Raw genomic sequence first — 25,895 nt, forward strand, 5'->3', positions numbered from 1 at the left:
CCGCCTCCTCATTCAACATGACCAACTTAGTCAAGTAACGGAAACGCCGCAATGACGACGACCAAGCGCACCGGCGGGCAGATCCTCGTCGACCAACTCCTGATCCATGGCGCGACCGACGCGTTCTGCGTTCCCGGCGAGAGCTATCTCGCCGTGCTCGACGCGCTGCACGACGCCAAGCTGAAGGTCACGATCTGCCGGGCCGAGGGCGGCGCCTGCATGATGGCCGAGGCCGCCGGTAAGCTCACCGGTAAGCCCGGCATCTGCTTCGTCACGCGCGGGCCGGGCGCCACCAACGCCTCGCCCGGCGTCCATATCGCCCATCAGGATTCGACGCCGCTGATCCTGTTCGTCGGCCAGATCGACCGCTCGATGCGCGAGCGCGAAGCCTTCCAGGAACTCGACTATCGCGCCGTCTTCGGCACCATGACGAAATGGGCGACCGAGATCGACCAGGCCGAGCGCATCCCCGAGATCATCAGCCGCGCCTTCCATGTCGCGACCTCGGGTCGGCCAGGCCCCGTGGTGATTGCGCTGCCGGAGGACATGCTGACCGACGTCGTCGAAGCGATCGATGCCGAACCCTATCAGGTGACCGAGACCCATCCGTCGCTGCTTCAGACGATCGACCTGCAGAAGCGGCTCTGGGCTGCGAAATCGCCGGTCGCGATCCTCGGCGGCTCGCGCTGGGACCCGCAGGCGATCGCGCGCTTCCAGCGCTTCGCCGAGCGCTTCGACCTGCCCGTCGCCGTCTCCTTCCGGCGGCAGATGCTGTTCCCGGCCGACCACCCCAACTTCGCCGGCGATCTCGGCATCGGCCCCAATCCGAAGCTGCTGGCGCGGATCGAGGAGAGCGATCTCGTCATCCTCGTCGGCGGGCGCCTGTCGGAGATGCCGAGCCAGTCCTACTCGTTGTTCGGCATTCCCAATCCCGGCCGGCCGCTGGTGCATGTCCATCCCGACCCCGAGGAACTGGGCCGCGTCTACCGGCCGACGCTGGCGATCAACGCCTCGCCCACCGCCTTCTGCGCGGCGCTGGAGACGGTGCATCCGCCGCAGGAGATCCCCTGGGCCGGCGCGGCGGCCGCGGCTCATGAGGCCTATCTCGGCTGGAGCGAGCAACCGGCCCCAGTCGCCGGCACGTTCCATCCCGGCGAGATGGTGCGCTGGCTGCGCAACCACCTCCCGGACGACGCGATCCTGTGCAACGGTGCCGGCAATTATGCGACCTGGGTGCACCGCTTCCACCGCTTCACGAAATTCGCGACGCAGCTGGCCCCGACCTCGGGCTCGATGGGCTATGGCGTGCCGGCTGCGATCGGCGCCAAGCGGCTCTATCCGGAGCGGACTGTCGTCGCCTTCGCCGGCGATGGCTGCTTCCTGATGAACGGGCAGGATTTCGCCACGGCCGTCCAGTATGACCTCCCGGTCATCGTCATCGTCGTCGACAACGGCATGTACGGCACCATCCGGATGCATCAGGAGCGGGAGTATCCGGGCCGCATCTCGGCGACGACGCTGAAGAATCCGGACTTCGCGGCGTATGCGCGTGCGTTTGGCGGGCATGGCGAGCGCGTCGAGACGACCGAGCAGTTCGGCCCGGCCTTCGAGCGCGCGGTCGCCTCGGGCAAGCCCTCGATCATTCACTGCCTGCTCGATCCGGAGGCGATCACGCCGGCCAAGTCGCTCTCGACGATCCGCGCTGAGGCGCTGGCGGCCAAAGGGTGATGGGGGCAGCCGCCGCATCGCGAAAAAAATGTTAACCGCATCGGTGAACCTGCGCTGAACCTTTTGCGACCATTCCTCGTTGATCAGCCGATTGGCAGAGGATGGCGACGATGACGGCGCGGCGGATGACGATGTTGGGGCTGGCGGCGGCGATGGCCGTCTCGGGCGCGCCGTCGGTCCAGGCGGCGAACCTGTTCGAGGAGCTCGGCCGCGCCATCTTCGGCGGCGGACCGCGCCTGCGGGCGACGCCGATCTACGAATATGACGAGCCGCTGCAGCAGCGCCCGTCCCGCCCGAAGGCGCCGGAGGTTTCGTCGAAGCCGAAACCTCCGGTGGTCCAGCTCGACCCGGCCACCGACCCGCACTGGTATCTGAAGGACCCGACACTGCGCCGCGGCGACATCGTCGTCACGGCCCAGGGCGTCATGGTCTATCAGGGCGCCCGTAGCGGCGGTGACAATCTCCGCGCTGAATTCACCGCGCTGAGCGCCGGCAAGGACAGCAAGGGCTGGAAGCAGCAGCTCGAGATGGCCGCGGCCGGCGGCCGCAGCTTCTTCGACAACGTCACCGCTCCGCCGAAGCCGGCGATCACGGCTCAGGCCGCGGCGAAGACGAACTGATCCGCCGGCGGTTTGGCCGATCTCGGCTACACCAACCGCGCCGCGACCAGTTTGCGCAGGCTCCTCAGGTCCTTGACGAAGCCACGAATGCCTTCCGCAAGCTTCTCCGTCGCCATGGCGTCCTCATTCAGCGCGAAGCGGAAGGCCTTCTCGTCGAGAATGATCTTCTTGGCCAGTTCCGAATCCGCTTGAGGCGACGATGCGGGCGAGAGCCTGCGCGGCAGATCTCCCGTCGCCGCAGCGAGTTCATCGAGCAGCCCCGGCCCGATCGTCAGCCGGTCGCAGCCGGCCAGGGCCTCGATCTCGCCCGTGTTGCGGAACGAGGCGCCCATCACCACGGTCGCGATGCCGAAGCTCTTGTAATAGGCGTAGATGCTCTTCACCGAGACCACGCCGGGGTCGGTCTCCGCCGTGTAGGGACCGCCCCCCGCCTTGACGTGCCAGTCGAGGATACGGCCGACGAAGGGCGAGATCAGGAAGGCGCCGGCATCGGCGCAGGCCACTGCCTGCGGCAGCGAAAAGAGCAGCGTCAGGTTGCAGTCGATGCCCTCGGCCTGCAGCACCTTGGCCGCCTGGATGCCCTCCCAGGTCGAGGCGATCTTGACGAGAATGCGGTCCTTCTCGATCCCCCGCTCCTTATAGGCGGCGATGAGCGCGCGCGCCTTGTCGATCGTGGCCCTGGTGTCGAAGGAGAGATCGGCATCGACCTCGGTCGAGACGCGGCCGGGCACGATCTTCGTCAGTTCGGCGCCGAAGGTGACGGCGAGACGGTCGCAGACCGCATGAACCGTATCGTCTCCGCCGCCGGCCTTCTTTCCCCATGCGACGGCCTCTTCGACGAGATCGGCATAGGCCGGGGTCTCGACCGCCTTCAGGATCAGGGTCGGATTCGTCGTGCAATCGACCGGGGCGAGCCGACGGACCGCTTCGATATCGCCGGTATCGGCGACCACGGTGGTCATCTGGCGGAGCTGGTCGAGCTTGGAGGCGGTCATGGCGGTCCCGTCGCAGGCAGAGGCTTGAGATCGGAAGGTGGGATGCCCGGACGGGAGGGTCAACCCGCCGCGACACAGGGGAGCCCTGCAGAGAGACGGACGGAACGAACATCCGCCTCATGACGACAGCTTCATGGATATGTCATATGCGCAGACTACCGCCAGCGCAGACCCACCCAGAACATCCCAGCAGGAGACCACCATGCGCTTCAAGGCATCCTATTCCGTGCTGAGCGCCGGCCTCGTCGCCGGCCTGCTGCTGAGCGGCCCGGCCGCGGCGGTCGAAGGCAAGCTCGTTCTCTACACCAGCCAGCCCAACACCGACGCCCAGCAGACGATCGATGCCTTCAAGGCGAAGTATCCCAAGGTGGACATCAGCTTCGTGCGCGACGGGACACCACGCGTGATGGCCAAGCTGCGCGCCGAGTTCGAAGCCGGTGCCCCGCAGCCCGACCTGCTCCTGATCGCCGATGCGGTGACGATGGAGGGGCTCAAGAAGGAGAACCGGCTTCTGGCGCACGACAAGGCCCAGACCTCGGCCTATCCGGCCGGCATCCACGACCCCGCCAAGTTCTGGTTCGCGACCAAGCTGATCACCACCGGCATCGTCTACAACACCAAGGCGCCGATGAAGCCGGCGAGCTGGCTCAACCTGACCAAGCCGGAGGCCAAGAACCTGCTGGCGATGCCGAGCCCGCTGAACTCCGGCGCCGCGATGATCCATACGATCACGCTGAGCAGCAACCTGCCGACCGGCTGGGCCTTCTACGAGGCGCTGAAGGCCAATGGCGCGCTCGCGGCCGGCTCCAACGGCGACATCCTGCGCCAGGTCGCGACCGGCGAGAAGCTCTACGGCATGATCGTCGACTTCATGCCGATCCGCGAAAAGGCCAAGGGCGCGCCGGTCGAATTCGTTTTCCCGAGCGAGGGCGTTTCGGCCGTCAGTGAGCCGGTCGCGATCCTGAAGACCAGCAAGAACCCCGAAGCCGCCAAGGCCTTCGTCGACTTCCTGCTCTCCAAGGACGGGCAGGAACTGGCGCTCAAGCAGGGCTATGTCGCGGCTCATCCCGACGTCGCCCTGCCCGCCGGCTACCCCGCCCGCACCGCGATCAAGCTGATGCCGTTCGACGCCGCCAAGGCGCTGGCCGACGAAGCAGCCGCGCGCAAGCGTTTCACCACGATCTTCGAGTGACGCTGGCGGCCCCAACGCTGTGGCCGGAGACCAGGCCGCGCCCCTTATGGCGCGCCCTGATCCTGCCTCCCGGTCTCGGCCTGCCGGTGCTGGTAACGATCTGTGCGATCCTGTTCGGCGGCCTGCCCTTCCTGCGGCTGGCCGCCGCCGCCTTCGCGCCGGGCTGGCAGTTTTCGCCCGAGGCCGCGCTGGCGGAGATCGGCAGCCGGGCCGCCGTCAACGCGACGCTGCACACGCTGGAAACCGCGGGCCTCTCGGCGATCGGCGCGCTGCTGATCGGAGGCACGGCCGCCATCCTGCTCGCCGTCACCGATGTGCGCGGCAAGCGGACGATCGCGTTTGCGCTCGTCTTCTCGATGATGATCGCGCCGCAGGTGGCGGCACTCGCCTTCCTCAGCCTATTCGCGCCGCACTCGCCGATCCTCGCGCTCATCGGGCTCTCGCCAGCGCCGGGCACGCCCAACCCGTTGCTCGGGCGCGGTGGCATCGCGCTGGTGATGGCGCTTCATCACGCCCCGCTGGTCGCGATCACGCTTTGGACCGGCCTGCGCAGCGTGCCGCATTCGCTGATCGAAGCCGCCCAGATGGAGGGCGCGGGACCCGCCACCATCATCTCGCGCATCCTCTTGCCGGTGCTGCGGCCGCAGATCGCCGCGGCGGCTCTGCTGGCCTTCGTGGCGGGCGTCGGCAATTTCGGCATTCCGGCGCTGCTCGGCCTGCCGGTGAACTATCTGACGCTGCCGACGCTGATCTATCGCCGGTTGTCGAGCTTCGGCCCCGCCGGCCTGCCCGATGCGGCGGCGCTGTCGATCCTCGTCGCGCTGGTGGCGGCCGTGGGCATCGCGGCCGGCATGCTGGCGACACGCCGGGCCGGCGGCAGGGTCGAGATCGAGCGCCCGCTGGAGCCGTTCTGGACGCTCGGGCGGGCTCGTCCGGTCGTGCTGGGCGGTCTTCTCCTACTCCTGGCGATCAAGCTCGGCCTGCCTTTCCTCGCCCTGCTGGGGGAGGCACTGACGCCTGCGCTCGGCGTCGCGCTCAACTGGCAGAGCCTGACCTTCGACAAGTTCGCGGAAGTGCTGCTGCGGCAGGATGTGACGGTCAGGGCTTTCCGAAATTCTTTCCTGTTCGCCGGCAGCGCCGCGGTGATCCTCGCGGGGGTCGCGATTGCCTTCGCCTATGCGCTCGAGCGGCGCATGGGCAGGCTCAGACGCGTCGTCGAGGTGGTGATCGAGCTGCCCTATGCCCTGCCCGGCGTGGTCCTCGCGATTGCCTGCATCCTGATGTTCCTGAAGCCGCTGCCACTGCTCGGCGTCAGCATCTACGCCACCCCGTTCATCATTCTCTTCGCCTATCTGGCGCGCTTCCTGCCGCTGGCGCTGAAGGCGCCGCTCGCGGCGATGGCGCAGATCGAGGCGCATCACGAGGAGGCCGCCAAGCTCGACGGAGTCACGCTCTGGCAGATGCTGCGCTTCATCGTCGCGCCGATCCTGGCGCCGGCGGCGATGGTCAGCGCCCTGATGGTGTTTTTGGTCGCCTTCAACGAACTGACGGTCTCGGCACTTCTGTGGTCCTCGGGGACGGAGACGCTGGGCGTCGTGCTGTTCTCGCTGAAGGAGGCGGGGCTGGCGGGCGAGGCTGCGGCCGTGGCGATCAGCGCCTCGCTGGTGATCCTCGCCGCGATGCTGGTCCTCAACCTGCTGGCGAAGCGGCTGCCCGGCAACGTCCTGCCCTGGCGCATCTGACAGGGCGGTCTCGCGCGCGCCGCAGCAGGCAACAACATCTCGTTAACCCTATCATGGGTAGAGCTTGACGGCGCGCACCTGCCGAAATTCTCAATCCGGCCATGACGTTACGGCAGATGCGTGGGCCCATGCCTGCCAGGACCAGCCGATGAATGAGCGTACCGCGGAACGGCAGCCTCTCTTCCGTCCGCAAGACAGGCGCAGGGTCCTGGTCGTCGAGGATTCGAAGACGTTCGCGATCGCGCTACGCCAGATGATCGAGGCCGAGACGGGTCTCAAGGTCACGAGCTGCGCCTGCCTCAAGGATCTGAGCAACGCGATCCTGAAGGACCAGGAGGGTTACGCGATCGCGGTCGTGGACCTCAATCTGCCCGACGCTCCCGATGGCGAGGCGCTGGACTGGACGGTCAGTCACGGCATTCCCACCATCGTGTTCACCGGAACCTTCAATGCGGCGACGCGCGCACGCATCATGGAACGCGAGGTGTTCGACTATGTCCTGAAGGATTCCGAGTTCGCGCTCGGCAATCTCGTCGGATCCGTCAAGCGCGCGCTGACCAATCGCGAAACGCGCATCCTCGTGGTCGACGACATGACCACGACGCGCCGGCTGCTCGCCCAGATGCTGACGAGCCAACAATACACGGTGGTCGAGGTCGGCTCGGGCGCCGATGCGCTGACGATGCTGGAGAAGGATCAGGACATCAGGCTGGTCGTGTCCGACTACAACATGCCGGACATGGACGGGTTCGAGCTCGCGCGCCGCATCCGCCGGCGCTATTCCGCCGAGCAGGTCCGGGTCATCGGCATCTCCTCCTCGACAGACCGGGCGATCTCGGCGGGATTCCTCAAGGCCGGCGCGCATGATTTCATCTCGCGGCCCTTCGTTCTCGAGGAGCTGCAGTGCCGCATCGCGTCGAATGCCGAGACGCTGCTGCGAATGCGCCAGCTGCACGACCTCGCCTGGCGCGACTATCTGACCGGGCTGTTCAACCGGCGCTATTTCTTCGAGCGCGGCCCGAAAATGATCGCCGAGGCAAGACGCGCCGACAAGCCGACCTGCGTCGCCATCCTCGACATCGATCACTTCAAGCGGCTCAACGACGAGCATGGCCATGATGCGGGCGACGAGGCCTTGCGCGTGTTCGCCTCCGAGCTCGGCGAGGCCCTGGCGGGCATGCCCCATTTGCTGGCGAGGCTCGGAGGCGAGGAATTCGCCCTGCTCCTGCCCGGCTTGGACAAGAGCGACGCCGGCACCCTGACCGACGCCATCCGGGCCGGAATCGCTCAGCGCCCCATGGCGGTCGGGCCACTCACCCTCGGGCTCACGGTCTCGATCGGACTGGCCGAGATCTCGGCTCGCGACAGCCTCGATGTCGCCCTGCGCAACGCCGACCGGGCGCTCTACGCCGCCAAGCAGGCCGGGCGAAACCGCATTCAGGCGTGAGCGAGCGGGGAGAGTTGTACCTCGCCCATCAGCAGGGCGCGGCTCGCCTTGGCCTCGCGCACGAGGAAATCGACGATCGCGCGGACCCGGGCCACGTCCTTGAGATCGGCATGGACGAGGAGCCAGAAGGAGCGCGTGATCGAGACGGTCTCGGGCAGCACCGGCACGAGGCGCGGCTCGCCCTCCGCCATGAAATGATGGATCACACCGATGCCGGCCCCCGCGATGACGGCGTTCATCTGCGCCAGCACGCTCGAGCTCTGCACCTGGGCGCGCAGGCCCTTGGCGATCTCGTCGAGATAGTCGAGTTCGGGCGTGAAGATCAGGTCGTCGATATAGCCGACGATGCGATGGGCGAAGAGATCCTCCGGAGTCGTGACGGGGGGCATCGCGTCAAGGTAGTCGCGGCTGGCGTAGAGGCCGAGGCGATAGTCCGAGAGCTTGCGCGCCACGACCTTGCCCTCCTTGGGCGGGGCGAGCGTGATCGCGACATCGGCCTCGCGCTTCGACAGCGAGAGCAGGCGCGGCATGGCGATGAGCTGGAGTTCGAGCCCCGGATAGGCGCTGGCGAGCTTGGCGAGGCGCGGCGCCAGGAAGGCGGTGCCGAAGCCGTCGGGTGCGCCGATGCGGACGGTGCCGGCCAGCACCATGTCGGCACCGCCGATGTCGCTCTGGATCGCGAGCGCATCGGTCTCCATGCTTTCGGCGCGGGCCAGCAGGCGCTCGCCATGCGCCGTCAGGGTGTAGCCCTGCGGCCGGCGCTCGAAGAGCTTGGCCTTGAGGGACTCTTCAAGAGAGGTGATCCGACGCGAGACCGTGGCATGATCGGCCCCGAGCCGGCGGGCCGCGGCGGTCAGGCGCCCGGAGCGCGCGACCGCGAGGAAGAACCGCAGATCGTCCCAATCGAACCGCTCCATCGCCATGCGCTCCCCGGTATTTGCTTTTCCGCACGCCACTTCGCCCAACGTCGCTATAGCCGTGCACAAACGTGAATGGTAGGGGTGGCACCGGTTCGAGACATCACCATTGGTAGGGGAGGACGCGATGCGTCAGGTTGGGCACTTCATCGGCGGCAAGCACGTCGCCGGCATCTCGGGCCGTACCGCCGACATCTATCAGCCGATGGACGGGACGATCATCGGCAAGGTCGCACTGGCCTCGGCCGCCGAGCTGCGCGCCGCCGTCGAGAACGCCGCCGAGGCGCAGCCGAAATGGGCCGCGGTCAACCCGCAGCGCCGCGCCCGTGTGCTGATGAAGTTCCTCAACCTGATCGCGCAGAACAACGATGAGTTGGCCGAGCTGCTCGCCCGCGAGCACGGCAAGACCATTCCCGACGCCAAGGGTGACATCCAGCGAGGCGTCGAGGTGGTCGAGTTCTCGCTCGGCGTACCGAACCTGATGAAGGGCGAGTTCACCGACGGCGCCGGCCCCGGCATCGACATCTACTCGCTGCGCCAGCCGCTCGGCGTCTGCGCCGGCATCACCCCGTTCAACTTCCCGGCAATGATCCCGCTCTGGAAGCTCGGCCCTGCGATCGCCTGCGGCAACGCCTTCATCCTGAAGCCCTCCGAGCGCGATCCGGGTGTGCCGATGCGCCTGGCCGAGCTGTTCATCGAGGCGGGCGGCCCTCCCGGCATCCTCAACGTCGTCAACGGCGACAAGGAGGCGGTCGACGCCATCCTCGACGACCCCGACATCAAGGCCGTCGGCTTCGTCGGCTCGACCCCCATCGCCGAATACATCTACGCCCGCGGCTGCGCGGCCGGTAAGCGCGTGCAGTGCTTCGGCGGCGCCAAGAACCACATGATCATCATGCCCGACGCCGACATGGACCAGGCGGTCGATGCGCTGATCGGCGCCGGCTACGGCTCGGCCGGCGAGCGCTGCATGGCGATCTCGGTGGCGGTTCCGGTTGGCAAGGCCACCGCCGACGAGCTGGTGAAGCGCCTGATCCCGCGGGTCGAGAGCCTGAAGATCGGCCCCTCGACCGACGCGTCGGCCGATTACGGCCCGGTCGTGACCAAGGCGGCGATGGAGAAGATCAAGTCCTATGTCGATGTCGGTATCGAAGAGGGCGCAAAGCTCGTCGTCGACGGCCGCGCCTTCACCATGCAGGGCTATGAGAACGGCTTCTATGTCGGCGGCTGCCTGTTCGACAACGTCACCAAGGACATGCGCATCTACAAGGAGGAGATCTTCGGGCCGGTCCTCTCCGTGCTGCGCGCGGAGAGCTATGACGAGGCGTTGAAGCTGACCAACGACCATGAATACGGCAACGGCACCGCGATCTTCACCCGAGACGGCGATGCGGCGCGCGACTTCGCCTCGAAGGTCCAGGTCGGCATGGTCGGCATCAACGTGCCGATCCCGGTGCCGCTGGCCTACTACACCTTCGGCGGCTGGAAGCGCTCCTCCTTCGGCGACCTGAACCAGCACGGCCCCGACTCGATCCGCTTCTACACCAAGACGAAGACGGTGACGGCGCGCTGGCCGAGCGGCATCAAGGACGGCGCGAGCTTCGTCATCCCGACGATGGGTTGAGACAGGCAAGGAGGAGGTGGCCATGTTCGCGCTGAGCGAGGACCAACTCGCCATCCAGGAGATGGCCACCGCCTTCGCCACCGAGACGCTCGCGCCCCATGCCATTCGCTGGGACGAGGAGAAGCATTTCCCGGTCGCGGAGATGCGCCAGGCGGCGGCGCTGGGCATGGGCGGCATCTATATCGCCGATGACGTCGGGGGCTCAGGCCTCACGCGGCTCGATGCGGCACTGATCTTCGAGGCGCTCTCAACCGGCTGCCCGACGGTGGCGGCTTACATCTCGATCCACAACATGTGCGCCTGGATGATCGACCGCTACGGCTCGGCCGAGCAGCGGGCGGCCTTCCTGCCCAAACTCTGCTCGATGGAGCATCTGGCGAGCTATTGCCTCACCGAGCCCGGTGCCGGCTCGGACGCGGCGGCCCTGAAGACGAAGGCGGTCCGCGACGGCGACCACTACATCCTCGACGGGCAGAAGCAGTTCATCTCGGGCGCCGGCGTCTCCGACCTCTATGTCGTGATGGTGCGCACCGGCGAGGCCGGCCCCTCGGGCATTTCAACTGTTGTCGTCGAGAAGGGCACGCCCGGGCTGTCGTTCGGCGCCAATGAGAAGAAGATGGGCTGGAACGCGCAGCCGACGCGCGCCGTGATCTTCGAGAACTGCCGCGTGCCCGTCGCCAATCGGCTGGGACCCGAGGGTATCGGCTTCAAGATCGCGATGGCGGGGCTGGATGGCGGGCGCCTCAACATCGGCGCCTGCTCGCTCGGCGGTGCGCAAAGCGCGCTCGACAAGGCGCTGGCCTATGCCGGGGAGCGCAAGGCCTTCGGCTCACGCATCGCGGATTTCCAGGCGCTGCAGTTCAAGCTCGCCGACATGGCCACGGAACTGGAGGCAGCGCGCAGCCTGCTCTGGCGGGCGGCGGCGGCGCTGGACGCCAAGACGCCGGACGCCACGAGGCTCTGCGCGATGGCCAAGCGCGTCGCGACCGATACGGGCTTCACGGTCGCCAACGAGGCGCTGCAGATCCATGGCGGCTATGGCTATCTCGCCGATTACGGCATCGAGAAAATCGTCCGCGACCTGCGCGTCCACCAGATACTCGAAGGCACCAACGAGGTGATGCGGATGATCGTGGCACGCGGGCTGGTCGGCCGGGCCAAGGGGAACTGAGGGCTATGCGGCAAGCGGCCTCACGCGCTTGTCGATATCCGCCCCGGACGCGCGCCGTGCCGCGCGCAGATCATAATCCGTCTGCAGGTTCATCCACATCTCGGGCGTGGTCCCAAAGAACTTCGCCAGGCGCAGGGCCGTGTCGGCCGTGATGGTGCGCTCACCCTTGACGATGCCGGAGATGCGGCTCACCGGCGCATCGATGTCGCGCGCCAGCCGGTTCTGGCTGACACCGAGCGGCCTCATGAAGTCCTCGAGCAGGACCTCGCCGGGCGGGATCAGGTCCAGCACCGCCTCGTCGCGCTCGACCGCATCAGTGATAGTCGACGATTTCGACGTCATGCGCCTCGCCCTCCTTCCAGATGAAGCAGATCCGCCACTGGTCGTTGACGCGGATCGAATGCTGCCCGGCGCGATCACCCTTCAGCGCTTCCAGCCGATTACCGGGCGGCACTCGCAGATCGTCGAGCCTCGCGGCCGCATGAAGCAGCAGCAGCTTGCGCCTGACCACGCGCTCGATCGCGGCGAATCGCCGGACCGGCTTGTCGTGGAACAGGAGTTCGGCCTCTTTCTGCGCGAACGATCCGATCACAGCCAGACAACTATTCCCTCAAAGGTATTCCGTCAAGAGGAATGGAAGGATCAAGACCATGACCAGTATCGCCTTCATCGGCCTCGGCAATATGGGCGGCCCGATGGCCGGGAACCTCGTCAAGGCGGGGCATGAGGTCCGCGCCTTCGATCTGGTTCAGGCGTCGAAGGACGCCGCGGCCGAACTCGGCGTCGCGATCGCCGGCTCGGCGCAGGAGGCCGTCGCTGACGCCGATATCGTCGTCACCATGCTGCCGGCGGGCAAGCATGTGCTCTCCGTCTGGGGCGATGTGCTGCCCCGCGTGAAGAGCGGTGCCCTGCTGATCGATTGCTCGACCGTCGATGTCGAGAGCGCGCGCAAGGCGCATGGGCTGGCCAGCGAGCGCGGCTGCCTCTCGCTCGACGCGCCGGTCTCCGGCGGCACGGGCGGAGCCCGGGGCGGCACCCTGACCTTCATGGTCGGCGGCACCGACGAGGCCTTCGCGCTTGGCGAGCCGATCCTGAAGGCGATGGGCCGGCGGATCGTGCATTGCGGTGCCGCCGGCAACGGCCAGGCCGCGAAGATCTGCAACAACATGATCCTGGGCATCTCGATGATCGGCGTGTCGGAAGCCTTCGTGCTGGCCGAGAAGCTCGGCCTTTCGCATCAGGCGCTGTTCGACGTCGCCTCGACCTCGTCGGGCCAGTGCTGGTCGCTGACGACCTATTGCCCGGTGCCGGGCCCGGTGCCGACCTCGCCGGCCAACAACGACTACAAGGCCGGCTTCGCCTCGGCGCTCATGCTGAAGGACCTCAAGCTCTCGCAGGAGGCCGCCCAGGCGGCCGGCGCCTCGACGCCTCTCGGCGCCGCGGCGACGCAGCTCTACGGGCTCCACAACGCCTGGGGCGAAGGCGGGGCGGACTTCTCCGCCATCGTCCATCTGCTGCGCGGCCGCAGCGCCCCATAACCGTGCTTGCGTGGGGGCGGGAGCGGGGTTTAGGACGGGAGGCATGAACGATGCCTCCCGTCCTCGCGAACGCTCGGCCCTCACGGGCTTCGCCGTCAACATGCTCGACCGTCGCGAGGACCTGCGCGACAAGCCCGATGCCGTGAATGCGCTGCGCCACCGCTCGGATACGCGCATCGCGGTGGTGGCGGGCGAGACACCGATTCTCAAGCGGCTCGAGGGCGAGGCGCTGTCGGTCTGGTTCAGCCATGGCGAGACGGAGTTGCTCGGCGAAGGTCTCGAGGAGGTTTTCCTGGGCCTGGCTCCGGACGGCGCCCCGCGCTTCGCCCGGCTGCTGGATCGTTCGCAGGCCGATGCGCTGCGGGAGCGCGCCGAGCTTTTGGTGACCGACCTGCGCTCGGTGGCGTTGAAGAACCTGGTCCCCAAGGACGAACTCGGGCCTCTGGGGCAGGGCAAGGCCCTGCTCGACTGGCATGCGCGCCACCGCTTCTGCGCCCAGTGCGGCGGCCCGACGATCGCCGGGGCTGCGGGCATGAAGCGCGAGTGCCGCGCCTGCGGTGCCCTGCATTTTCCGCGCACCGACCCGGTCGTGATCATGCTGGTCACACGCGGCGACACCTGTCTGCTGGCGCGTCAGGCGCGCTTCGCGCCGGGGATGTATTCCTGCATCGCCGGCTTCGTCGAGCCGGGCGAGACCTTCGAGGATGCGGTGCGCCGCGAAAGCTGGGAGGAGGCCGGGCTGCGTGTCGGCACCGTCCGCTACATCGCCTCGCAGCCCTGGCCCTTCCCCTCCTCGCTGATGATCGGCTGCATCGCGGAAGCGCTGAACGACGAGATCGTGCTCGACATGACCGAGCTCGAGGCCGGGCGCTGGTTCACGCGCGACGAGGCGCTGGCGATGCTGGACGGCACCCACCCCGAGGGCTTCACCAGCCCGCAGCATCTCGCCATCGCCAACACGCTGTTGCGGGCCTGGGCGGTCGAGGGCGAGCGCGCCTAGGTCAGTTCCCTCAGGCCCGCCGGCGTCGCGATACTGGCGCGGTAGCGCAAGGCGGGACCGGGCTGAACCGTCGGCGGCGTATCGATCGCAAGCTCGTCGTACAGCTGCTGGGTATCAAGGGGATCGGGGCTTTCGAGCGTGATCGCCTGCAGCCGCGCGCCAAGATCGGCCATCGTTGCCATGGAGCGTGCCTTGCCGCGCCGGTCGATGAGCGAGGGCCAGGCGCCGTCGGCAGGCAGCGAGCCGTCGTCGGGAATCGCGAAATCGAAGGCGGGCGCCTCGGGAGGCAGTGCGACCTTGCGACCGAAGATGCTTTCGCGTCCCTCCAGCACGGCGTCGATGTCGTCCGTGCGCGCGACCCAGCCGCGCAGACGGCGCCCTTCGTCCCAGGCCCGCCGGATGCCCGCCTGATCATCCAGACCGAACCAGCGCGACCGCCCGGGAGCATGTCCTTCCGGATCGAGCGCGACGATCTCCAGATAGACCGCGCCGCCGAGCTGCAGCAGATGGTTGTGCGTGCCCATATAGGCGTGGCGCTGGCCGAAGGGCACGTCGAGATCGAGGCAGGCCCGCACATGCGCGACGCCCTCGGCCAGCGAGGGCGCGATCACCGTCAGATGGTCGAGATGAAGGGAGGGCCGCCTCGATGCGTGGGAAGATAGGGCCTCGACCACGGCGGCAGTCCCCTTACTCCGCGGCTTCCGCGAAGTTCTCGCGCAGCGGGCTCGCCGGGTAGACGCCGAGGATTTTCACCTCCTTGGAGAAGAAGGCGAGCTCGTCGAGTGCGCGGCGCAGCGCCGGATCGTCCGGATGCCCCTCGACATCGGCATAGAACATCGTCGCCGAGAACTGGCCATCGACCATGTAGCTCTCGAGCTTGGTCATGTTGATGCCGTTGGTGGCGAAACCGCCCATCGCCTTGTAGAGCGCGGCCGGCAGGTTGCGGACCTGGAAGATCAGCGTTGTCACCGTCTTCGCGGCGCCCTGGCGAACGAATTCCGGATATTTCGAGAGGATGACGAAGCGCGTCGTGTTGTGCTTCTCGTCCTCGATGTCCTCCATCAGGATCTCGAGGCCGTAGACCTCGGCCGCGATGCGGGGAGCGATCGCCGCGCGGGTGATGTCGGCCGCCTCGGCCACCTGCCGGGCCGAGCCGGCCGTGTCGGCCGCGACCTCGGCCTTGAGGCCGAGCTTGCGGATGATCTTGCGGCACTGGCCGAGCGCGTGGATGTGGCTCTGCACCTTCGTCAGCGTCGCCAGGGTTGCGCCCTTCACCGCCATCAGATGGAAGCGGATCGGCAGGAAATGCTCGCCGATGATGTGCAGCCCCGAGCGCGGCAGCAAATGATGGATGTCCGCGACGCGGCCGGCGATCGAGTTCTCGATCGGGATCATGCCGTAGCGCGCCGTGCCGTCGGAGACCGCCGCAAGCGCATCCTCGAAGGTGGCGCAGGGCAGAAGCTCGCAATCGGGAAAGACCTGCAGGGCGGCCTGGGAGGAGAAGGCGCCGGGTTCGCCCTGATAGGAAACGATGATGGTCATGAATGCGGCTCTCGAACTTCAGGCGCTGGTCTTCAGGACCGCACGGGCGCGGTCGAGGTCGGGGGGCGTGTCGACACCGCGCGGGACATGGTCGATAATCATGGCGTCGATGCGCATGCCGTCTTCCAGCGCGCGCAGTTGCTCGAGACTCTCGCGCTTCTCCAGCGTCGACTGCGGCAGGCTGACGAAACGGTCGAGCGCGCGGCGGCGATATGCGTAGATGCCGACATGGTGGTAGAGCGGGCCTTCGCCATAGGGCGCCGTCGCGCGGGTGAAATAGAGCGCCCGCAGGCGGCCCGGCGCGACAGGGCTGCCGACCATCTTGACGACGCTCGGCGCGGTCTTCTCCTCGTCGTCGGTGATCAGGCCGACCAGCGTCGCGATCTGCACCGCCGGATCGGCGAGCGGCGTGATCGCGGCTGCGATGGCGACGGGCTCCAGTGTCGGGAAGTCGCCCTGGACGTTGACGATGACGTCGTGAAGGCCGTTGGGGTCGAGGATGTCGGCGGCTTCCTTGATGCGATCGGAGCCCGAGGGGTGATCGACGCTGGTCATCACCGCGACGCCGCCGACGGCCTCGACGGCGGCGAGGATCTCGGCCGAGTCGGTCGCGACCGCGACGGGGCCGATGCCGGCCGCCACGGCCCGGCGCCAGACGCGGACGATCATCGGCTCGCCATGGATGTCGGCCAGCGGCTTGCCGGGAAGGCGCGTGGCTCTGAGGCGCGCGGGGATGAGGATCAGCGGGTCCGACATGATGGCTGGCAGGGCTCGGTGGCGGCGGCGCGCAGGCGCGGCGCGAGGCGTCAAAAGGTCTCAAAGCGGAGCGTGCTTATACGAGTTGCAATGAGACGCGCAAAGCGGTTAAGCAACGCGCGGATGTCGGCCCCTGCGGGGGTCGCGCAAGCTGTCTTGCTTCCTGCGCCACGGCGCCGGCGGCCGAGGGTTCGGATACGATGGACATCGAAACCAACAAGATCGCCGGTGCCGTTCTCTCGACGCTGCTGGTGGTGATGGGTCTCAACATGACGGCCGGCATCGTGTTCGCGCCGACGAAGCCTGCCGTGCCCGGCTTCGACCTGCCCAGCGACGAGCCGGTGGCCGCCGCGTCCGCTCCGGCCGCTGCGGCCGAGGAGCCGATCGCGGTCCGTCTCGCCAAGGCCGACGTGGCCCGCGGCGAAAAGGCCGTCGGCGCCTGCAAGGCCTGCCACACCTTCGAGAAGGGCGGCGCCAACAAGATCGGCCCGCATCTCTACGACGTCTATGCCCGCAACAAGGGGGCGGTGGACGGCTTCGCCTATTCCGCCGCGATGAAGGCCAAGTCCGGCGAGAAATGGGAGGCCGAGCAGCTCGACGGCTTCCTGAAGAACCCCAAGGCCTATATGCCCGGCACCATCATGGCCTATGCCGGCGTCGGACGCCCCGATACACGCGCCGACATGGTGGCCTATCTGAACTCGCTCGCCGACGCGCCCAAGCCGCTGCCCACCCCCTGAGCGAAGGGCCTGTCTCTGGTTCATGAAGTCTCGAAGCCGGGCCTCGCGCCCGGCTTTTGCTTTGTCGGCTGGCCGCTTGCGCAGGCCATGGTGTTGCCGCCACCATGGTGTCGGATGTTGCGTAGGCCGACGGCACGGGCCAGATGATCCCGGGCGATTCGGGCGCCCCGCCATCGACGAGGGAGTTGCGAGACGATGACGATTCGCATGACGCGCCGCAGGGCCCTGACGGGTGCCGCGCTCCTCGCGGGCGGCGCGGCGCTGCCGGGGCTGGGCGGGCGCGCCTTCGCGCAGGTCGCCGAGGCGCACGGCCTCTCCACGTTCGGCGAACTCAACCTTCCCGCCGATTTTACGCATTTTCCATATGTGAACCCCAATGCCCCCAAGGGCGGCACGCTGACGGTCCAGATTAAGCGCGCCAGCGGCAACCAGAGCTTCGACACCTTCAACACGCTGAACACCTTCGTCCTGCAGGGCGACGGCGCGGCCGGCATGGATTCCTGCTTCGACAGCCTGATGGCGGGCTCGGGCGACGAACCGGGCACAGTCTACGGGCTGCTGGCGAAGAGCGTCGCCGTCTCCGCTGACAAGTTGACCTACCGGTTTCGGCTGCGGCCGGAGGCGCGCTTCCATGACGGCAGCCGTGTCACCGCACGCGACGTCGCCTTCAGCATGAACCTGCTGAAGAGCAAGGGGCATCCCTCCTTCCGGCTGATGCTGAACGAGCTCGCCTCGGCCACCGCCGAGAGCGACGACATCTTCGTCGCGCAGCTCTCGGTCAAGCGCAGCCGCGACCTGCACCTGATCGTCGCGGGGCTGCCGGTGTTTTCGGAAGCCTTCTGGTCAACCCGCAACTTCGAGGCCTCGACACTGGAGCCGCCGCTCGGGTCGGGGCCTTACAAGGTCGGGCGCTTCGAACAGGGCCGCTTCATCGAATTCGAGCGCGTGGCGGATTACTGGGGCCGCGATCTGCCGGTGAACATCGGCGTCAACAATTTCGACAGGGTGCGCTGGGAGTATTTCCGCGACCGGCAGGTGGCGTTCGAGGCCTTCAAGAGCGGCGTGATCACCTTCCAGGAGGAGTTCACCTCCCGCATCTGGGCGACCGGCTACGATTTCCCAGCCCTGCACGAGGGCAAGGTGAAGAAGGAGGCGCTGCCCAAGACCGACCCGACCGGCTCGCAGGGCTGGATCTTCAACCTGCGCCGCGAGAAATTCGCCGATCCGCGCATCCGCGAGGCGCTCGGCCTGTGCTTCGACTTCGAATGGACGAATCGGAACATCATGTTCTCGTCCTTCGCGCGAATGACCTCCTATTTCGAGAACTCGGATTCCAAGGCCGTCGGCCTGCCGTCTGCCGCCGAACTCAAGCTGCTCGAGCCCTTCCGCGGCCAGGTGCCGGACGAGGTCTTCGGCGAGCCCTACCTGCCGCCCGTATCCGACGGCTCGGGCAGCGACCGCGCCCTGCTGCGCCGCGCCGACGAAATGTTCCGCGCCGCCGGATGCAAGCGCGATGGAGCGGTGCTGAAGCTGCCCAACGGCCAGCCCTTCGAGATCGAGTTTCTCGATTCGCAGGGCGCGCTGCAGCCTCATACCCAGCCCTTCCAGGCCAATCTGAAGCGGCTGGGCATCACCGCGACCTCGCGCATCGTCGATGGCGCGCAGTACCAGCGCCGCCTCGACGAGTTCGACTTCGACATCATCAGCCGCGCGCTCGGCGGCAGCGCGATCCCCAGCGACAGCCTGCGCATCGTCTATGGCTCGGAGGCGGCGAAGACGCGCGGTTCCCGCAATGCCGGCGGCGTCAGCCACCCCGCGATCGACGCGATGATCGCGGCGATCGGCCAAGCCGACAGCTATGCCGAGGTGGTGGTCGCGGCCAAATGCCTCGACCGCATTCTGCGCGCCGGGCGCTACTGGATTCCGATGTGGTGGAACCCGACGGAGTGGCTGGCCTATTGGGACATGTTCGATCGGCCGCAGACCAAACCGAAATTCGGCTCGGGCGCGCCGTCGATCTGGTGGTATGATGCCGGGAAGGCGAAGCGGATCGGACGTGGTTAGGAGCACAAATGCGTTCCGTCACCGCCGTCCTAGCCGAGAGACCGCAATGAAGCCTTCAACCGCGCTGGCCCTCAACCGCGACATGATCCGCCGGACAACGATTCGGTTCCGCGCGAGTAATCCACGCGTGTTCGGTTCGGTGAGCCGCGGCACGGACGATCAGAACAGCGATCTCGACATCTTGGTCGATCCTCTTCCCGAGACCACCTTGTTTGACCTCGGCGGGCTGCAGATCGCGCTCGAAGAAATCCTGGGTGTCAGCGTCGATGTCGTGACGATCGACGATCTGCCGCCACGTTTGCGTGCGCACGTCCTCGCCGAGGCGCTGCCAATATGACTGCCGAGCCGCGACTGCTCGAACGCCTGAACCACATTCTGGAAGCCGCTCTCAAGGTCGCGAGCTATGTCGAAGGCATGGATAAGGACAGCTTTTTGGTGGACGAGCGCACCCAACAAGCGGTCATTTTGAACCTGCTGATCATTGGCGAAGCCGCCACGCTCCTGCTAAAAACCGATGTCGGATTCTTGGGCCGTCATCCAGATATCAAATGGAAAAGCATGAAAGGAATGCGCAATCGGATTGCCCACGGGTATTTCGACATCAACATCAATACGGTCTGGGAGACTATCGATACGGTTCTGCCTGAGCTTGCCGCGCGTTTGCCGGCGATCATAGCGCTTGCTGAAGCCGAGCGTCGTCCATGCTGAGCTACATCGCGCGCCGCCTGGCCCTGATGGTACCGACCCTGTTCGGCATCCTGCTGATCTCCTTCGTGATCGTGCAGTTCGCCCCGGGCGGGCCGGTGGAACGGGTCATTTCGCAGCTGCAGAATCCCAATAGCGGCGGCGCGGCGGACCGCGTCGGCGGCGGTTCGGGCGGCGATGCCGGCGCGCAGGCCGCCGGCGACGCCGGCTCGGCCTATCGCGGTGCGCAAGGACTCGACCCGGCCTTCATCAAGGAGCTGGAAAAGCAGTTCGGCTTCGACAAGCCGGCGCATGAGCGCTTTCTCAAGATGCTCGGCGACTACATCCGCTTCGATTTCGGCCGCAGCTATTTCCGCGACGCACCGGTGCTGCAACTGATCAAGGAAAAGCTGCCGGTCTCGATCTCGCTCGGCCTGTGGATGACGCTGCTGTCCTACGCCATCTCGATCCCGCTCGGCATCCGCAAGGCGGTGAAGGACGGCTCGCGATTCGACACCTGGACGAGCGCGGTGGTGATCGTCGGCTACGCCATTCCCGGCTTTCTCTTCGCCATCCTGCTGATCGTGCTCTTCGCCGGTGGCTCGTTCTGGCAGATCTTTCCGCTGCGCGGGCTCACCTCCGACAACTTCTCGCAGCTGACCTTCTTCGACAAAATCGCCGATTACCTTTGGCACATCGCCCTGCCGGTGACGGCGATGGCGCTGGGAGCCTTCGCGACCTCGACACTGCTGACCAAGAACTCCTTCCTCGACGAGATCCGCAAGCAGTATGTCCTGACCGCGCGAATGAAGGGGCTCTCGGAGCGCGGCGTGCTCTATGGCCATGTTTTCCGGAATGCGATGCTGATCGTGATCGCAGGCTTTCCCGGCGCCTTCGTCGGGGCGCTCTTCGCCGGCTCGCTCTTGATCGAGACGATCTTCTCTCTCGACGGGCTTGGCTTGTTGTCCTTCGAGGCGATCGTCAACCGCGACTATCCGGTGGTCTTCGCCAATCTCTACATCTTCTCGCTGATCGGCCTCTTCGTGCATCTCCTCACCGACCTGACCTATACTTGGGTCGATCCCCGCATCGATTTCGAGACGCGGGAGACCTGAGATGAGCGACACGCAGATCGCCTCTCCCGCCGCGGCCCTGCGTGGCGAGGCGCCGCTGGCCCCGGCCCAGGCCGCCCAGGGCTGGCTCAAGCTCTCGCCGATCAACCGGCGCCGGCTCGACAACTTCAAGGCCAACCGGCGCGGCTGGTGGTCGCTCTGGATCTTCCTGACGCTGTTCCTGCTGTCGCTCTTCGCCGAGTTCCTGGCCAACGACCGCCCATTGATCGTGCGCTACAAGGGCGAGTGGCTGTTTCCGGTCGCGGTCAACTATCCGGAGGAGAAGTTCGGCGGCTTTCTCGCGACCACCGACTATCGCGATCCGGTGATCGCCAAGGAGATCGACGCCAACGGCTTTTCGGTCTGGCCGCCGATCCGCTACAGTTTCCGCACGCACAATCTCGACCTGCCGGTGCCCGCGCCGGCGCCGCCGACCTGGATGCTCAGGGACGAGCAGTGCAAGGGCATCGCGGAGAGGACGGGCGGGACAGGCTGCCGCGACCTCGAATGGAACTGGCTCGGCACCGATGACCAGGGCCGCGACGTCGTCGCCCGGCTGATCTACGGCTTCCGCATCTCGATCCTGTTCGGGCTGATCCTGTGCGGGATCTCCTCGGTGATCGGCATCGCGGCCGGCGCCATCCAGGGCTATTTCGGCGGCTGGACCGATCTGATCTTCCAGCGCGTGATCGAGATCTGGACCTCGATTCCGGCGCTCTACCTGCTGATCATCGTGGCGGCGATCATCACGCCGAGCTTCTTCGTGCTGCTCGGCATCCTGCTCCTGTTTTCCTGGGTCGCGCTGGTCGGCGTGGTCCGGGCGGAATTCCTGCGGGCGCGCAACTTCGAATATGTCCGGGCGGCGCGGGCGCTGGGGCTCTCCGACCGCGCCATCATGGTCAAGCACCTGCTGCCCAATGCGATGGTCGCGACCCTGACCTTCCTGCCCTTCATCCTCAACGGCTCGATCACGACGCTGACCTCGCTCGACTTCCTCGGCTTCGGCCTGCCGCCGGGCTCGCCGTCGCTGGGCGAGCTTCTGGCGCAGGGGAAATCAAACCTGCAGGCGCCCTGGCTCGGTCTCTCGGGCTTCGTCGTGATCGCGCTGATGCTGTCGCTGCTGATCTTCATCGGCGAGGCGGTGCGGGATGCGTTCGACCCGCGGAAGACGTTCGCATGACCTCTCTCCCCCTCCTCTCCGTCCATGATCTCTCCGTCGCCTTCCGCCAGGGCGGGCGCGAGACGCTGGCCGTCGACCGGGTGTCCTTCGACCTCGCCCGGGGCGAGACGCTCGCCATCGTCGGCGAGTCGGGCTCGGGCAAGTCGGTCACGGCCCTGTCCATCCTGAAGCTGCTCAACTATCCGGCGGCGCATCACCCCTCCGGCAAGGTGATGTTCGACGGGAAGGACCTGATCGCGGCCGACGAGGACGCGATGCGCAAGGTGCGCGGCAACGACATCACCATGGTGTTCCAGGAGCCGATGACCTCGCTCAACCCGCTGCATACGATCCAGCGGCAGATCGGCGAGATCCTCGAACTGCACAAAGGTCTGCGGGGCGACAAGGCGCGTGCGCGCACGCTCGAACTGCTGGAACTGGTCGGCATCCGCGACGCCGCAAGCCGGCTCGACGCCTATCCGCACCAGCTCTCCGGCGGCCAGCGCCAGCGTGTGATGATCGCGATGGCGCTCGCCAACGAGCCGCATCTGCTGATCGCCGACGAGCCGACCACGGCGCTCGACGTCACCGTGCAGGCTCAGATCCTCAAGCTGCTGAAAGAGCTGCAGGAACGTCTCGGCATGGCCATGCTGTTCATCACCCATGATCTCGGAATCGTCAGGCGCATCGCCGACCGGGTCTGCGTGATGCTGAAGGGCCAGATCGTCGAGCAGGGGCCCGTGTCGGAGATCTTCGGCAACCCGCAGCACGCCTACACCCAGCGCCTTCTGGCGGCCGAGCCCAAGGGCCGCCCTGCCCCGGTTCCCGACGATGCCGCGACGCTGGTCGAGGCGGGGCCGATCAAGGTCTGGTTCCCGATCAAGACCGGCTTCCTGCGCAAGACCACCGGTCATGTGAAGGCGGTCGACGGCATCTCGGTGAAGGTCCGCGCGGGAGAGACGCTCGGCGTGGTCGGCGAATCCGGCTCCGGCAAGACGACGCTCGGGCTCGCCATTCTCAGGCTGATTTCGTCGGAAGGGCCGATCCTCTTCCTCGGCGACCGGATCGACGGGCTGTCGAGTGCCCAGGTCAGGCCGAAGCGAAAGGACCTGCAGGTCGTCTTCCAGGACCCCTATGGTTCGCTGTCACCGCGCATGTCGGTGGCGGAGATCGTCGCCGAGGGGCTGACGGTCCAGGCAAAGCAGCAGAGCTATGCGCAGCGTCGCGAGGTCGTGGCGCATGCGCTGAGCGATGTCGGGCTCGATCCCTCGGCGATGGACCGCTATCCGCATGAGTTTTCGGGCGGGCAGCGCCAGCGCATCGCGATCGCGCGCGCCATGGCGCTCGACCCCAAATTCATCGTGCTGGACGAACCGACCTCGGCGCTCGACATGTCGGTGCAGGTGCAGATCGTCGAATTGCTGCGCGACCTGCAGGCCCGGCGCCGGCTCGGCTATCTCTTCATCAGCCACGACCTCAAGGTCGTCAGGGCGATGGCCCATCGCGTGGTGGTGATGCAGAACGGCCGGGTGGTCGAGGAAGGCGCGGCGGAGACGATCTTCTCGCAGCCCCGCGAGGCCTATACGCAGGCGCTGCTCGCCGCCGCGCTCAATCTGGAACCGGTCGGCGCCACCACTGTGAGGGACTGACCGTGGCCCGGGCGATCCTGATCGTGCTCGATTCGGTCGGCTGCGGCGGCGCCGAGGACGCGCATCTCTACGGCGATGCCGGTGCCGATACGCTCGGACACATCGCCCTGGCTTGTGCGGAGGGTCGGGGCGACCGCGCCGGCCTGCGCAGCGGCGCTCTGGCCCTGCCGAATCTCGTGCGGCTGGGGCTCGCCCACGCCTGCGAGGCCTCCACGGGAACCCCGCTGGCGGGGATCGTGAAACCGGCCCGCCCCGAGGGTCGCTACGGCTACGGCGTCGAGCGCAGCCAGGGCAAGGACACGCCATCGGGGCACTGGGAGATCGCCGGCTGCCCGGTCTCGTTCGCATGGGGCTACTTCACCGCTCTCGAGCAGTCGTTCCCGCCGGAGCTGGTCGAAGCGGTCATTCGCGCTGGAGCCCTGCCCGGCATCCTCGGCAACCGGCATGCTTCGGGCACGGCGATCATCGATGATCTCGCGGCGGAGCACATCGCGACCGGCAAGCCGATCTGCTACACCTCCGTCGACTCCGTGCTGCAAATCGCCGCGCATGAGGAGCATTTCGGCCTGGAGCGACTGTATGCGCTGTGCCGCCAGGTTCGGGCCCTGGTCGATCCCCTGCGGATCGGGCGCGTCATCGCCCGCCCCTTCGTCGGGACGGCCGAGACCGGCTACACGCGCACCGGGAACCGCAAGGACTTCGCGATTCCGCCGCCAGACGAGACGATCCTGGACCGACTCGCGGCACAGGGACGCCCGGTCGTCACCGTCGGCAAGATCGGCGACATCTTCGCCCATCGTGCCACGGGCGAGGAGATCAAGCCCTTCGGCAACGCCGCCATGTTCGAGGCCGCGCTCGCCGCCTGGCAAGGCCTGCCCGATGGCGGGTTCTGCTTCGTGAACCTCGTCGATTTCGACACGGAGTTCGGACACCGCCGCGACGTTCCTGGTTATGCGGCGGCGCTCGAAGCCTTCGACGCGATGCTCCTGCGGCTCGAAGCGGCGCTGCGCCCCGGCGACCTCGCGATCCTCACCGCCGATCACGGCAACGACCCGACCTGGCCTGGTACCGACCACACGCGGGAGCATGTTCCGATCCTTGCCTTCGGCCCCGGCATCGTGCCGGAGCCGATCGGCCGTCGCGAGAGCTTCGCCGACATCGCGACGACGGTCGGGCACTGGCTCGGAATAGGCCCGGTCGGGCCCGGCCGCGGCTGGTAGCTCAGGCGGCCGCGACCCGCTGATGTGGCAGCTTCACATTCAGGTCGTCAGGCGGTCCTTGATGCGACGCATCAGGCCATCCCGGACAGCGCGATAGGCGTCCAGGACCTGGTCGCGTGATCCCTGGACGGCGGTGGGGTCCGCCGTCGGCCAGTATTCGACATCCGCCGCAACGGTCCGGGTGAGATCCAGCGCCTTGTGATGCGCTTCCGGCGACAGCGAGACGATCAGGTCGAAGTTGAGCCCCTCCCACTCCTCCAGTTCCTCGATCGACTTCGGCTTGTGCTTGTGCGCATTGATCCCGATCTCGTCGAGCACCGCGAGCGCGAAGGCATCGACCTCGCCGCGCCGTGCTCCGGCCGACTGGACATAGACCGACTTGCCGAAGAAGTGCTTCGCCATGGCCTCCGCCATCGGCGAGCGCACGGCGTTCTGCGCGCACATGAAGAGCACGCTCTGGACCTTGCGCGAGGATGGCGGATCCAAGCCTCAGCCCTTCCAGTGCAGCGCATAGATCAGGGTGAAGAGACGCCGGGCGGTATCGAAATCGATCTCGACCTTGCCGGCGAGTCGCTCGACCAGGATTCCGGCCGCCTCGTCGTGAAGCCCCCGGCGGCCCATGTCGATCGCCTCGATCTGCGACGGCGTCGCGGTGCGGATGGCGGCGTAGTAGCTCTCGCAGACCATCGCATAGTCCTTGACGATGCCGCGGAAGGGCGTGAGCGACAGGTGATGCGTGATTACCGGAGCTCCATCCGCTTCCCGGATCTCGAAGACCAGCCGGCGCTCGACCATGGCGAGATGGGCGAGATAAGGGCCACCCTCGTGGCCCGGCAGGACGAAGCGATTGCGCTCGATCAGATCGTAGATGGCGACGGCGCGCTCATGCTCCTGATCCGGAGACCCGCCTCCGAGCGAGGACGGATCGAGCGTCACACCGACGAGGCACTGTTTCGCGGAAGTCTCAGGCTGGGGCATCGTTCCTCCGGTGGCAG

At 67.0% G+C, this 25,895-nt stretch carries 26 protein-coding genes; 17 read left to right on the forward strand and 9 right to left on the reverse strand.

Annotated elements, in window-relative coordinates; genetic code table 11:
* Nucleotides 1-51 precede the first annotated feature (51 nt).
* On the forward strand, nt 52-1,728 hold the full coding sequence (locus SJY11_RS21640) for a thiamine pyrophosphate-binding protein (protein WP_376988797.1): 1,677 nt from the start codon (nt 52-54) through the stop codon (nt 1,726-1,728).
* 110 nt (nt 1,729-1,838) lie between these two features.
* The gene (locus SJY11_RS21645; protein WP_376988798.1) at nt 1,839-2,348 is read left to right on the forward strand and encodes a hypothetical protein; all 510 of its coding nucleotides are present in this window, start codon (nt 1,839-1,841) and stop codon (nt 2,346-2,348) included.
* 26 nt (nt 2,349-2,374) lie between these two features.
* Here the strand turns inward: SJY11_RS21645 and tal are convergent, their stop codons facing one another.
* Nucleotides 2,375-3,343: a transaldolase gene (tal, locus tag SJY11_RS21650; protein WP_376988799.1), complete on the reverse strand. Its 969-nt coding sequence runs from the start codon at nt 3,341-3,343 to the stop codon at nt 2,375-2,377.
* Between the two features lie 202 nt (nt 3,344-3,545).
* On the opposite strand from tal, the gene SJY11_RS21655 reads away from it, so the two are divergent.
* The 3 genes from SJY11_RS21655 to SJY11_RS21665 all read left to right on the forward strand — a co-directional run bounded on the left by SJY11_RS21655 (nt 3,546) and on the right by SJY11_RS21665 (nt 7,724).
* Nucleotides 3,546-4,535, forward strand: a complete 990-nt coding sequence (locus tag SJY11_RS21655; protein ID WP_376988800.1) for an ABC transporter substrate-binding protein — start codon at nt 3,546-3,548, stop codon at nt 4,533-4,535.
* Nucleotides 4,532-6,277 (forward strand): ABC transporter permease, encoded by a 1,746-nt coding sequence (locus SJY11_RS21660; RefSeq protein WP_376988801.1) that lies wholly within the window; start codon nt 4,532-4,534, stop codon nt 6,275-6,277. Before SJY11_RS21655 ends, SJY11_RS21660 begins: the two co-directional genes overlap by 4 nt.
* A gap of 148 nt (nt 6,278-6,425) precedes the next feature.
* Nucleotides 6,426-7,724 (forward strand): GGDEF domain-containing response regulator, encoded by a 1,299-nt coding sequence (locus SJY11_RS21665; protein WP_376988802.1) that lies wholly within the window; start codon nt 6,426-6,428, stop codon nt 7,722-7,724.
* On the opposite strand, the gene SJY11_RS21670 is transcribed toward SJY11_RS21665, so the two are convergent.
* Nucleotides 7,715-8,641: a LysR family transcriptional regulator gene (locus tag SJY11_RS21670; RefSeq protein ID WP_376988803.1), complete on the reverse strand. Its 927-nt coding sequence runs from the start codon at nt 8,639-8,641 to the stop codon at nt 7,715-7,717. The two genes, SJY11_RS21665 and SJY11_RS21670, sit on opposite strands and share 10 nt — an antisense overlap.
* Nucleotides 8,642-8,768: 127 nt before the next feature.
* On the opposite strand from SJY11_RS21670, the gene SJY11_RS21675 reads away from it, so the two are divergent.
* Nucleotides 8,769-10,265, forward strand: coding sequence for a CoA-acylating methylmalonate-semialdehyde dehydrogenase (locus tag SJY11_RS21675; protein WP_376988804.1), 1,497 nt, complete (start codon nt 8,769-8,771; stop codon nt 10,263-10,265).
* Nucleotides 10,266-10,287: 22 nt separating this feature from the next.
* The gene (locus SJY11_RS21680; RefSeq protein ID WP_376988805.1) at nt 10,288-11,436 is read left to right on the forward strand and encodes an isobutyryl-CoA dehydrogenase; all 1,149 of its coding nucleotides are present in this window, start codon (nt 10,288-10,290) and stop codon (nt 11,434-11,436) included.
* A gap of 3 nt (nt 11,437-11,439) precedes the next feature.
* Here SJY11_RS21680 and SJY11_RS21685 read toward each other — a convergent pair whose 3' ends face one another.
* The gene (locus SJY11_RS21685) at nt 11,440-11,778 is read right to left on the reverse strand and encodes a HigA family addiction module antitoxin (RefSeq protein ID WP_305678669.1); all 339 of its coding nucleotides are present in this window, start codon (nt 11,776-11,778) and stop codon (nt 11,440-11,442) included.
* Nucleotides 11,750-12,028 carry a type II toxin-antitoxin system RelE/ParE family toxin gene (locus tag SJY11_RS21690; RefSeq protein ID WP_376988806.1) on the reverse strand — a complete coding sequence of 93 codons (279 nt, stop codon included), beginning with the start codon at nt 12,026-12,028 and terminating at the stop codon, nt 11,750-11,752. The genes SJY11_RS21685 and SJY11_RS21690 overlap by 29 nt, the downstream gene beginning before the upstream one ends.
* Before the next feature lie 58 nt (nt 12,029-12,086).
* On the opposite strand from SJY11_RS21690, the gene mmsB reads away from it, so the two are divergent.
* Nucleotides 12,087-12,974 carry a 3-hydroxyisobutyrate dehydrogenase gene (gene mmsB, locus SJY11_RS21695; protein WP_376988807.1) on the forward strand — a complete coding sequence of 296 codons (888 nt, stop codon included), beginning with the start codon at nt 12,087-12,089 and terminating at the stop codon, nt 12,972-12,974.
* A gap of 43 nt (nt 12,975-13,017) precedes the next feature.
* On the forward strand, nt 13,018-13,974 hold the full coding sequence (gene nudC, locus SJY11_RS21700) for an NAD(+) diphosphatase (protein ID WP_376988808.1): 957 nt from the start codon (nt 13,018-13,020) through the stop codon (nt 13,972-13,974).
* Here nudC and SJY11_RS21705 read toward each other — a convergent pair.
* The 3 genes from SJY11_RS21705 to SJY11_RS21715 are packed head-to-tail and all read right to left on the reverse strand — an operon-like array spanning nt 13,971 to nt 16,272.
* Nucleotides 13,971-14,648, reverse strand: coding sequence for a VOC family protein (locus SJY11_RS21705; RefSeq protein WP_376988809.1), 678 nt, complete (start codon nt 14,646-14,648; stop codon nt 13,971-13,973). The genes nudC and SJY11_RS21705 overlap by 4 nt on opposite strands.
* A 13-nt stretch (nt 14,649-14,661) precedes the next feature.
* The gene (locus tag SJY11_RS21710; RefSeq protein ID WP_376988810.1) at nt 14,662-15,516 is read right to left on the reverse strand and encodes a prephenate dehydratase; all 855 of its coding nucleotides are present in this window, start codon (nt 15,514-15,516) and stop codon (nt 14,662-14,664) included.
* 18 nt (nt 15,517-15,534) lie between these two features.
* Nucleotides 15,535-16,272: a 3-deoxy-manno-octulosonate cytidylyltransferase gene (locus SJY11_RS21715; RefSeq protein WP_376988811.1), complete on the reverse strand. Its 738-nt coding sequence runs from the start codon at nt 16,270-16,272 to the stop codon at nt 15,535-15,537.
* A gap of 200 nt (nt 16,273-16,472) precedes the next feature.
* On the opposite strand from SJY11_RS21715, the gene SJY11_RS21720 reads away from it, so the two are divergent.
* The 8 genes from SJY11_RS21720 to SJY11_RS21755 all read left to right on the forward strand — a co-directional run bounded on the left by SJY11_RS21720 (nt 16,473) and on the right by SJY11_RS21755 (nt 24,900).
* A complete protein-coding gene (locus SJY11_RS21720) occupies nt 16,473-17,012 on the forward strand; it encodes a c-type cytochrome (protein ID WP_376988812.1) in 540 nt (179 codons plus the stop codon).
* A 195-nt stretch (nt 17,013-17,207) separates the two neighbouring features.
* A complete protein-coding gene (locus tag SJY11_RS21725; protein WP_376988813.1) occupies nt 17,208-19,076 on the forward strand; it encodes an extracellular solute-binding protein in 1,869 nt (622 codons plus the stop codon).
* Between the two features lie 46 nt (nt 19,077-19,122).
* Nucleotides 19,123-19,413: a nucleotidyltransferase family protein gene (locus tag SJY11_RS21730; protein ID WP_376988814.1), complete on the forward strand. Its 291-nt coding sequence runs from the start codon at nt 19,123-19,125 to the stop codon at nt 19,411-19,413.
* On the forward strand, nt 19,410-19,784 hold the full coding sequence (locus SJY11_RS21735) for a HepT-like ribonuclease domain-containing protein (RefSeq protein WP_376988815.1): 375 nt from the start codon (nt 19,410-19,412) through the stop codon (nt 19,782-19,784). The genes SJY11_RS21730 and SJY11_RS21735 overlap by 4 nt, the downstream gene beginning before the upstream one ends.
* Nucleotides 19,778-20,875, forward strand: coding sequence for a microcin C ABC transporter permease YejB (locus SJY11_RS21740; protein WP_376988816.1), 1,098 nt, complete (start codon nt 19,778-19,780; stop codon nt 20,873-20,875). The genes SJY11_RS21735 and SJY11_RS21740 overlap by 7 nt, the downstream gene beginning before the upstream one ends.
* Before the next feature lies 1 nt (nt 20,876).
* Nucleotides 20,877-22,052 (forward strand): ABC transporter permease, encoded by a 1,176-nt coding sequence (locus SJY11_RS21745; protein ID WP_376988817.1) that lies wholly within the window; start codon nt 20,877-20,879, stop codon nt 22,050-22,052.
* Nucleotides 22,049-23,680 (forward strand): ABC transporter ATP-binding protein, encoded by a 1,632-nt coding sequence (locus SJY11_RS21750; protein ID WP_376988818.1) that lies wholly within the window; start codon nt 22,049-22,051, stop codon nt 23,678-23,680. Before SJY11_RS21745 ends, SJY11_RS21750 begins: the two co-directional genes overlap by 4 nt.
* Before the next feature lie 2 nt (nt 23,681-23,682).
* Nucleotides 23,683-24,900, forward strand: a complete 1,218-nt coding sequence (locus SJY11_RS21755) for a phosphopentomutase (RefSeq protein WP_376988820.1) — start codon at nt 23,683-23,685, stop codon at nt 24,898-24,900.
* Nucleotides 24,901-24,939: 39 nt separating this feature from the next.
* On the opposite strand, the gene SJY11_RS21760 is transcribed toward SJY11_RS21755, so the two are convergent.
* Both SJY11_RS21760 and SJY11_RS21765 read right to left on the reverse strand, forming a co-directional pair.
* Entirely contained in the window at nt 24,940-25,344 is a 405-nt protein-coding gene (locus SJY11_RS21760; protein ID WP_376989391.1) for an arsenate reductase/protein-tyrosine-phosphatase family protein, read from the reverse strand.
* A gap of 45 nt (nt 25,345-25,389) precedes the next feature.
* Entirely contained in the window at nt 25,390-25,878 is a 489-nt protein-coding gene (locus SJY11_RS21765) for a UPF0262 family protein (protein ID WP_376988821.1), read from the reverse strand.
* Nucleotides 25,879-25,895: the final 17 nt, after the last annotated feature.

This window comes from Allobosea sp. R86505, from assembly GCF_042466375.1.
Classification (GTDB): domain Bacteria; phylum Pseudomonadota; class Alphaproteobacteria; order Rhizobiales; family Beijerinckiaceae; genus Allobosea.

Bases quoted from the DNA above. Each gene is read 5' to 3' on its own strand.
- SJY11_RS21765 (WP_376988821.1), bottom strand. From the start codon at position 25,878: ATGCCCCAGCCTGAGACTTCCGCGAAACAGTGCCTCGTCGGTGTGACG.
- SJY11_RS21740 (WP_376988816.1), top strand. From the start codon at position 19,778: ATGCTGAGCTACATCGCGCGCCGCCTGGCCCTGATGGTACCGACCCTG.
- SJY11_RS21750 (WP_376988818.1), top strand. From the start codon at position 22,049: ATGACCTCTCTCCCCCTCCTCTCCGTCCATGATCTCTCCGTCGCCTTC.
- SJY11_RS21680 (WP_376988805.1), top strand. From the start codon at position 10,288: ATGTTCGCGCTGAGCGAGGACCAACTCGCCATCCAGGAGATGGCCACC.
- SJY11_RS21665 (WP_376988802.1), top strand. From the start codon at position 6,426: ATGAATGAGCGTACCGCGGAACGGCAGCCTCTCTTCCGTCCGCAAGAC.
- SJY11_RS21745 (WP_376988817.1), top strand. From the start codon at position 20,877: ATGAGCGACACGCAGATCGCCTCTCCCGCCGCGGCCCTGCGTGGCGAG.
- SJY11_RS21735 (WP_376988815.1), top strand. From the start codon at position 19,410: ATGACTGCCGAGCCGCGACTGCTCGAACGCCTGAACCACATTCTGGAA.
- SJY11_RS21720 (WP_376988812.1), top strand. From the start codon at position 16,473: ATGGACATCGAAACCAACAAGATCGCCGGTGCCGTTCTCTCGACGCTG.
- SJY11_RS21715 (WP_376988811.1), bottom strand. From the start codon at position 16,272: ATGTCGGACCCGCTGATCCTCATCCCCGCGCGCCTCAGAGCCACGCGC.
- SJY11_RS21760 (WP_376989391.1), bottom strand. From the start codon at position 25,344: ATGTGCGCGCAGAACGCCGTGCGCTCGCCGATGGCGGAGGCCATGGCG.
- SJY11_RS21645 (WP_376988798.1), top strand. From the start codon at position 1,839: ATGACGGCGCGGCGGATGACGATGTTGGGGCTGGCGGCGGCGATGGCC.
- SJY11_RS21725 (WP_376988813.1), top strand. From the start codon at position 17,208: ATGACGATTCGCATGACGCGCCGCAGGGCCCTGACGGGTGCCGCGCTC.
- SJY11_RS21675 (WP_376988804.1), top strand. From the start codon at position 8,769: ATGCGTCAGGTTGGGCACTTCATCGGCGGCAAGCACGTCGCCGGCATC.
- SJY11_RS21655 (WP_376988800.1), top strand. From the start codon at position 3,546: ATGCGCTTCAAGGCATCCTATTCCGTGCTGAGCGCCGGCCTCGTCGCC.
- SJY11_RS21640 (WP_376988797.1), top strand. From the start codon at position 52: ATGACGACGACCAAGCGCACCGGCGGGCAGATCCTCGTCGACCAACTC.
- SJY11_RS21685 (WP_305678669.1), bottom strand. From the start codon at position 11,778: ATGACGTCGAAATCGTCGACTATCACTGATGCGGTCGAGCGCGACGAG.
- SJY11_RS21710 (WP_376988810.1), bottom strand. From the start codon at position 15,516: ATGACCATCATCGTTTCCTATCAGGGCGAACCCGGCGCCTTCTCCTCC.
- SJY11_RS21730 (WP_376988814.1), top strand. From the start codon at position 19,123: ATGAAGCCTTCAACCGCGCTGGCCCTCAACCGCGACATGATCCGCCGG.
- SJY11_RS21670 (WP_376988803.1), bottom strand. From the start codon at position 8,641: ATGGAGCGGTTCGATTGGGACGATCTGCGGTTCTTCCTCGCGGTCGCG.
- tal (WP_376988799.1), bottom strand. From the start codon at position 3,343: ATGACCGCCTCCAAGCTCGACCAGCTCCGCCAGATGACCACCGTGGTC.
- nudC (WP_376988808.1), top strand. From the start codon at position 13,018: ATGAACGATGCCTCCCGTCCTCGCGAACGCTCGGCCCTCACGGGCTTC.
- mmsB (WP_376988807.1), top strand. From the start codon at position 12,087: ATGACCAGTATCGCCTTCATCGGCCTCGGCAATATGGGCGGCCCGATG.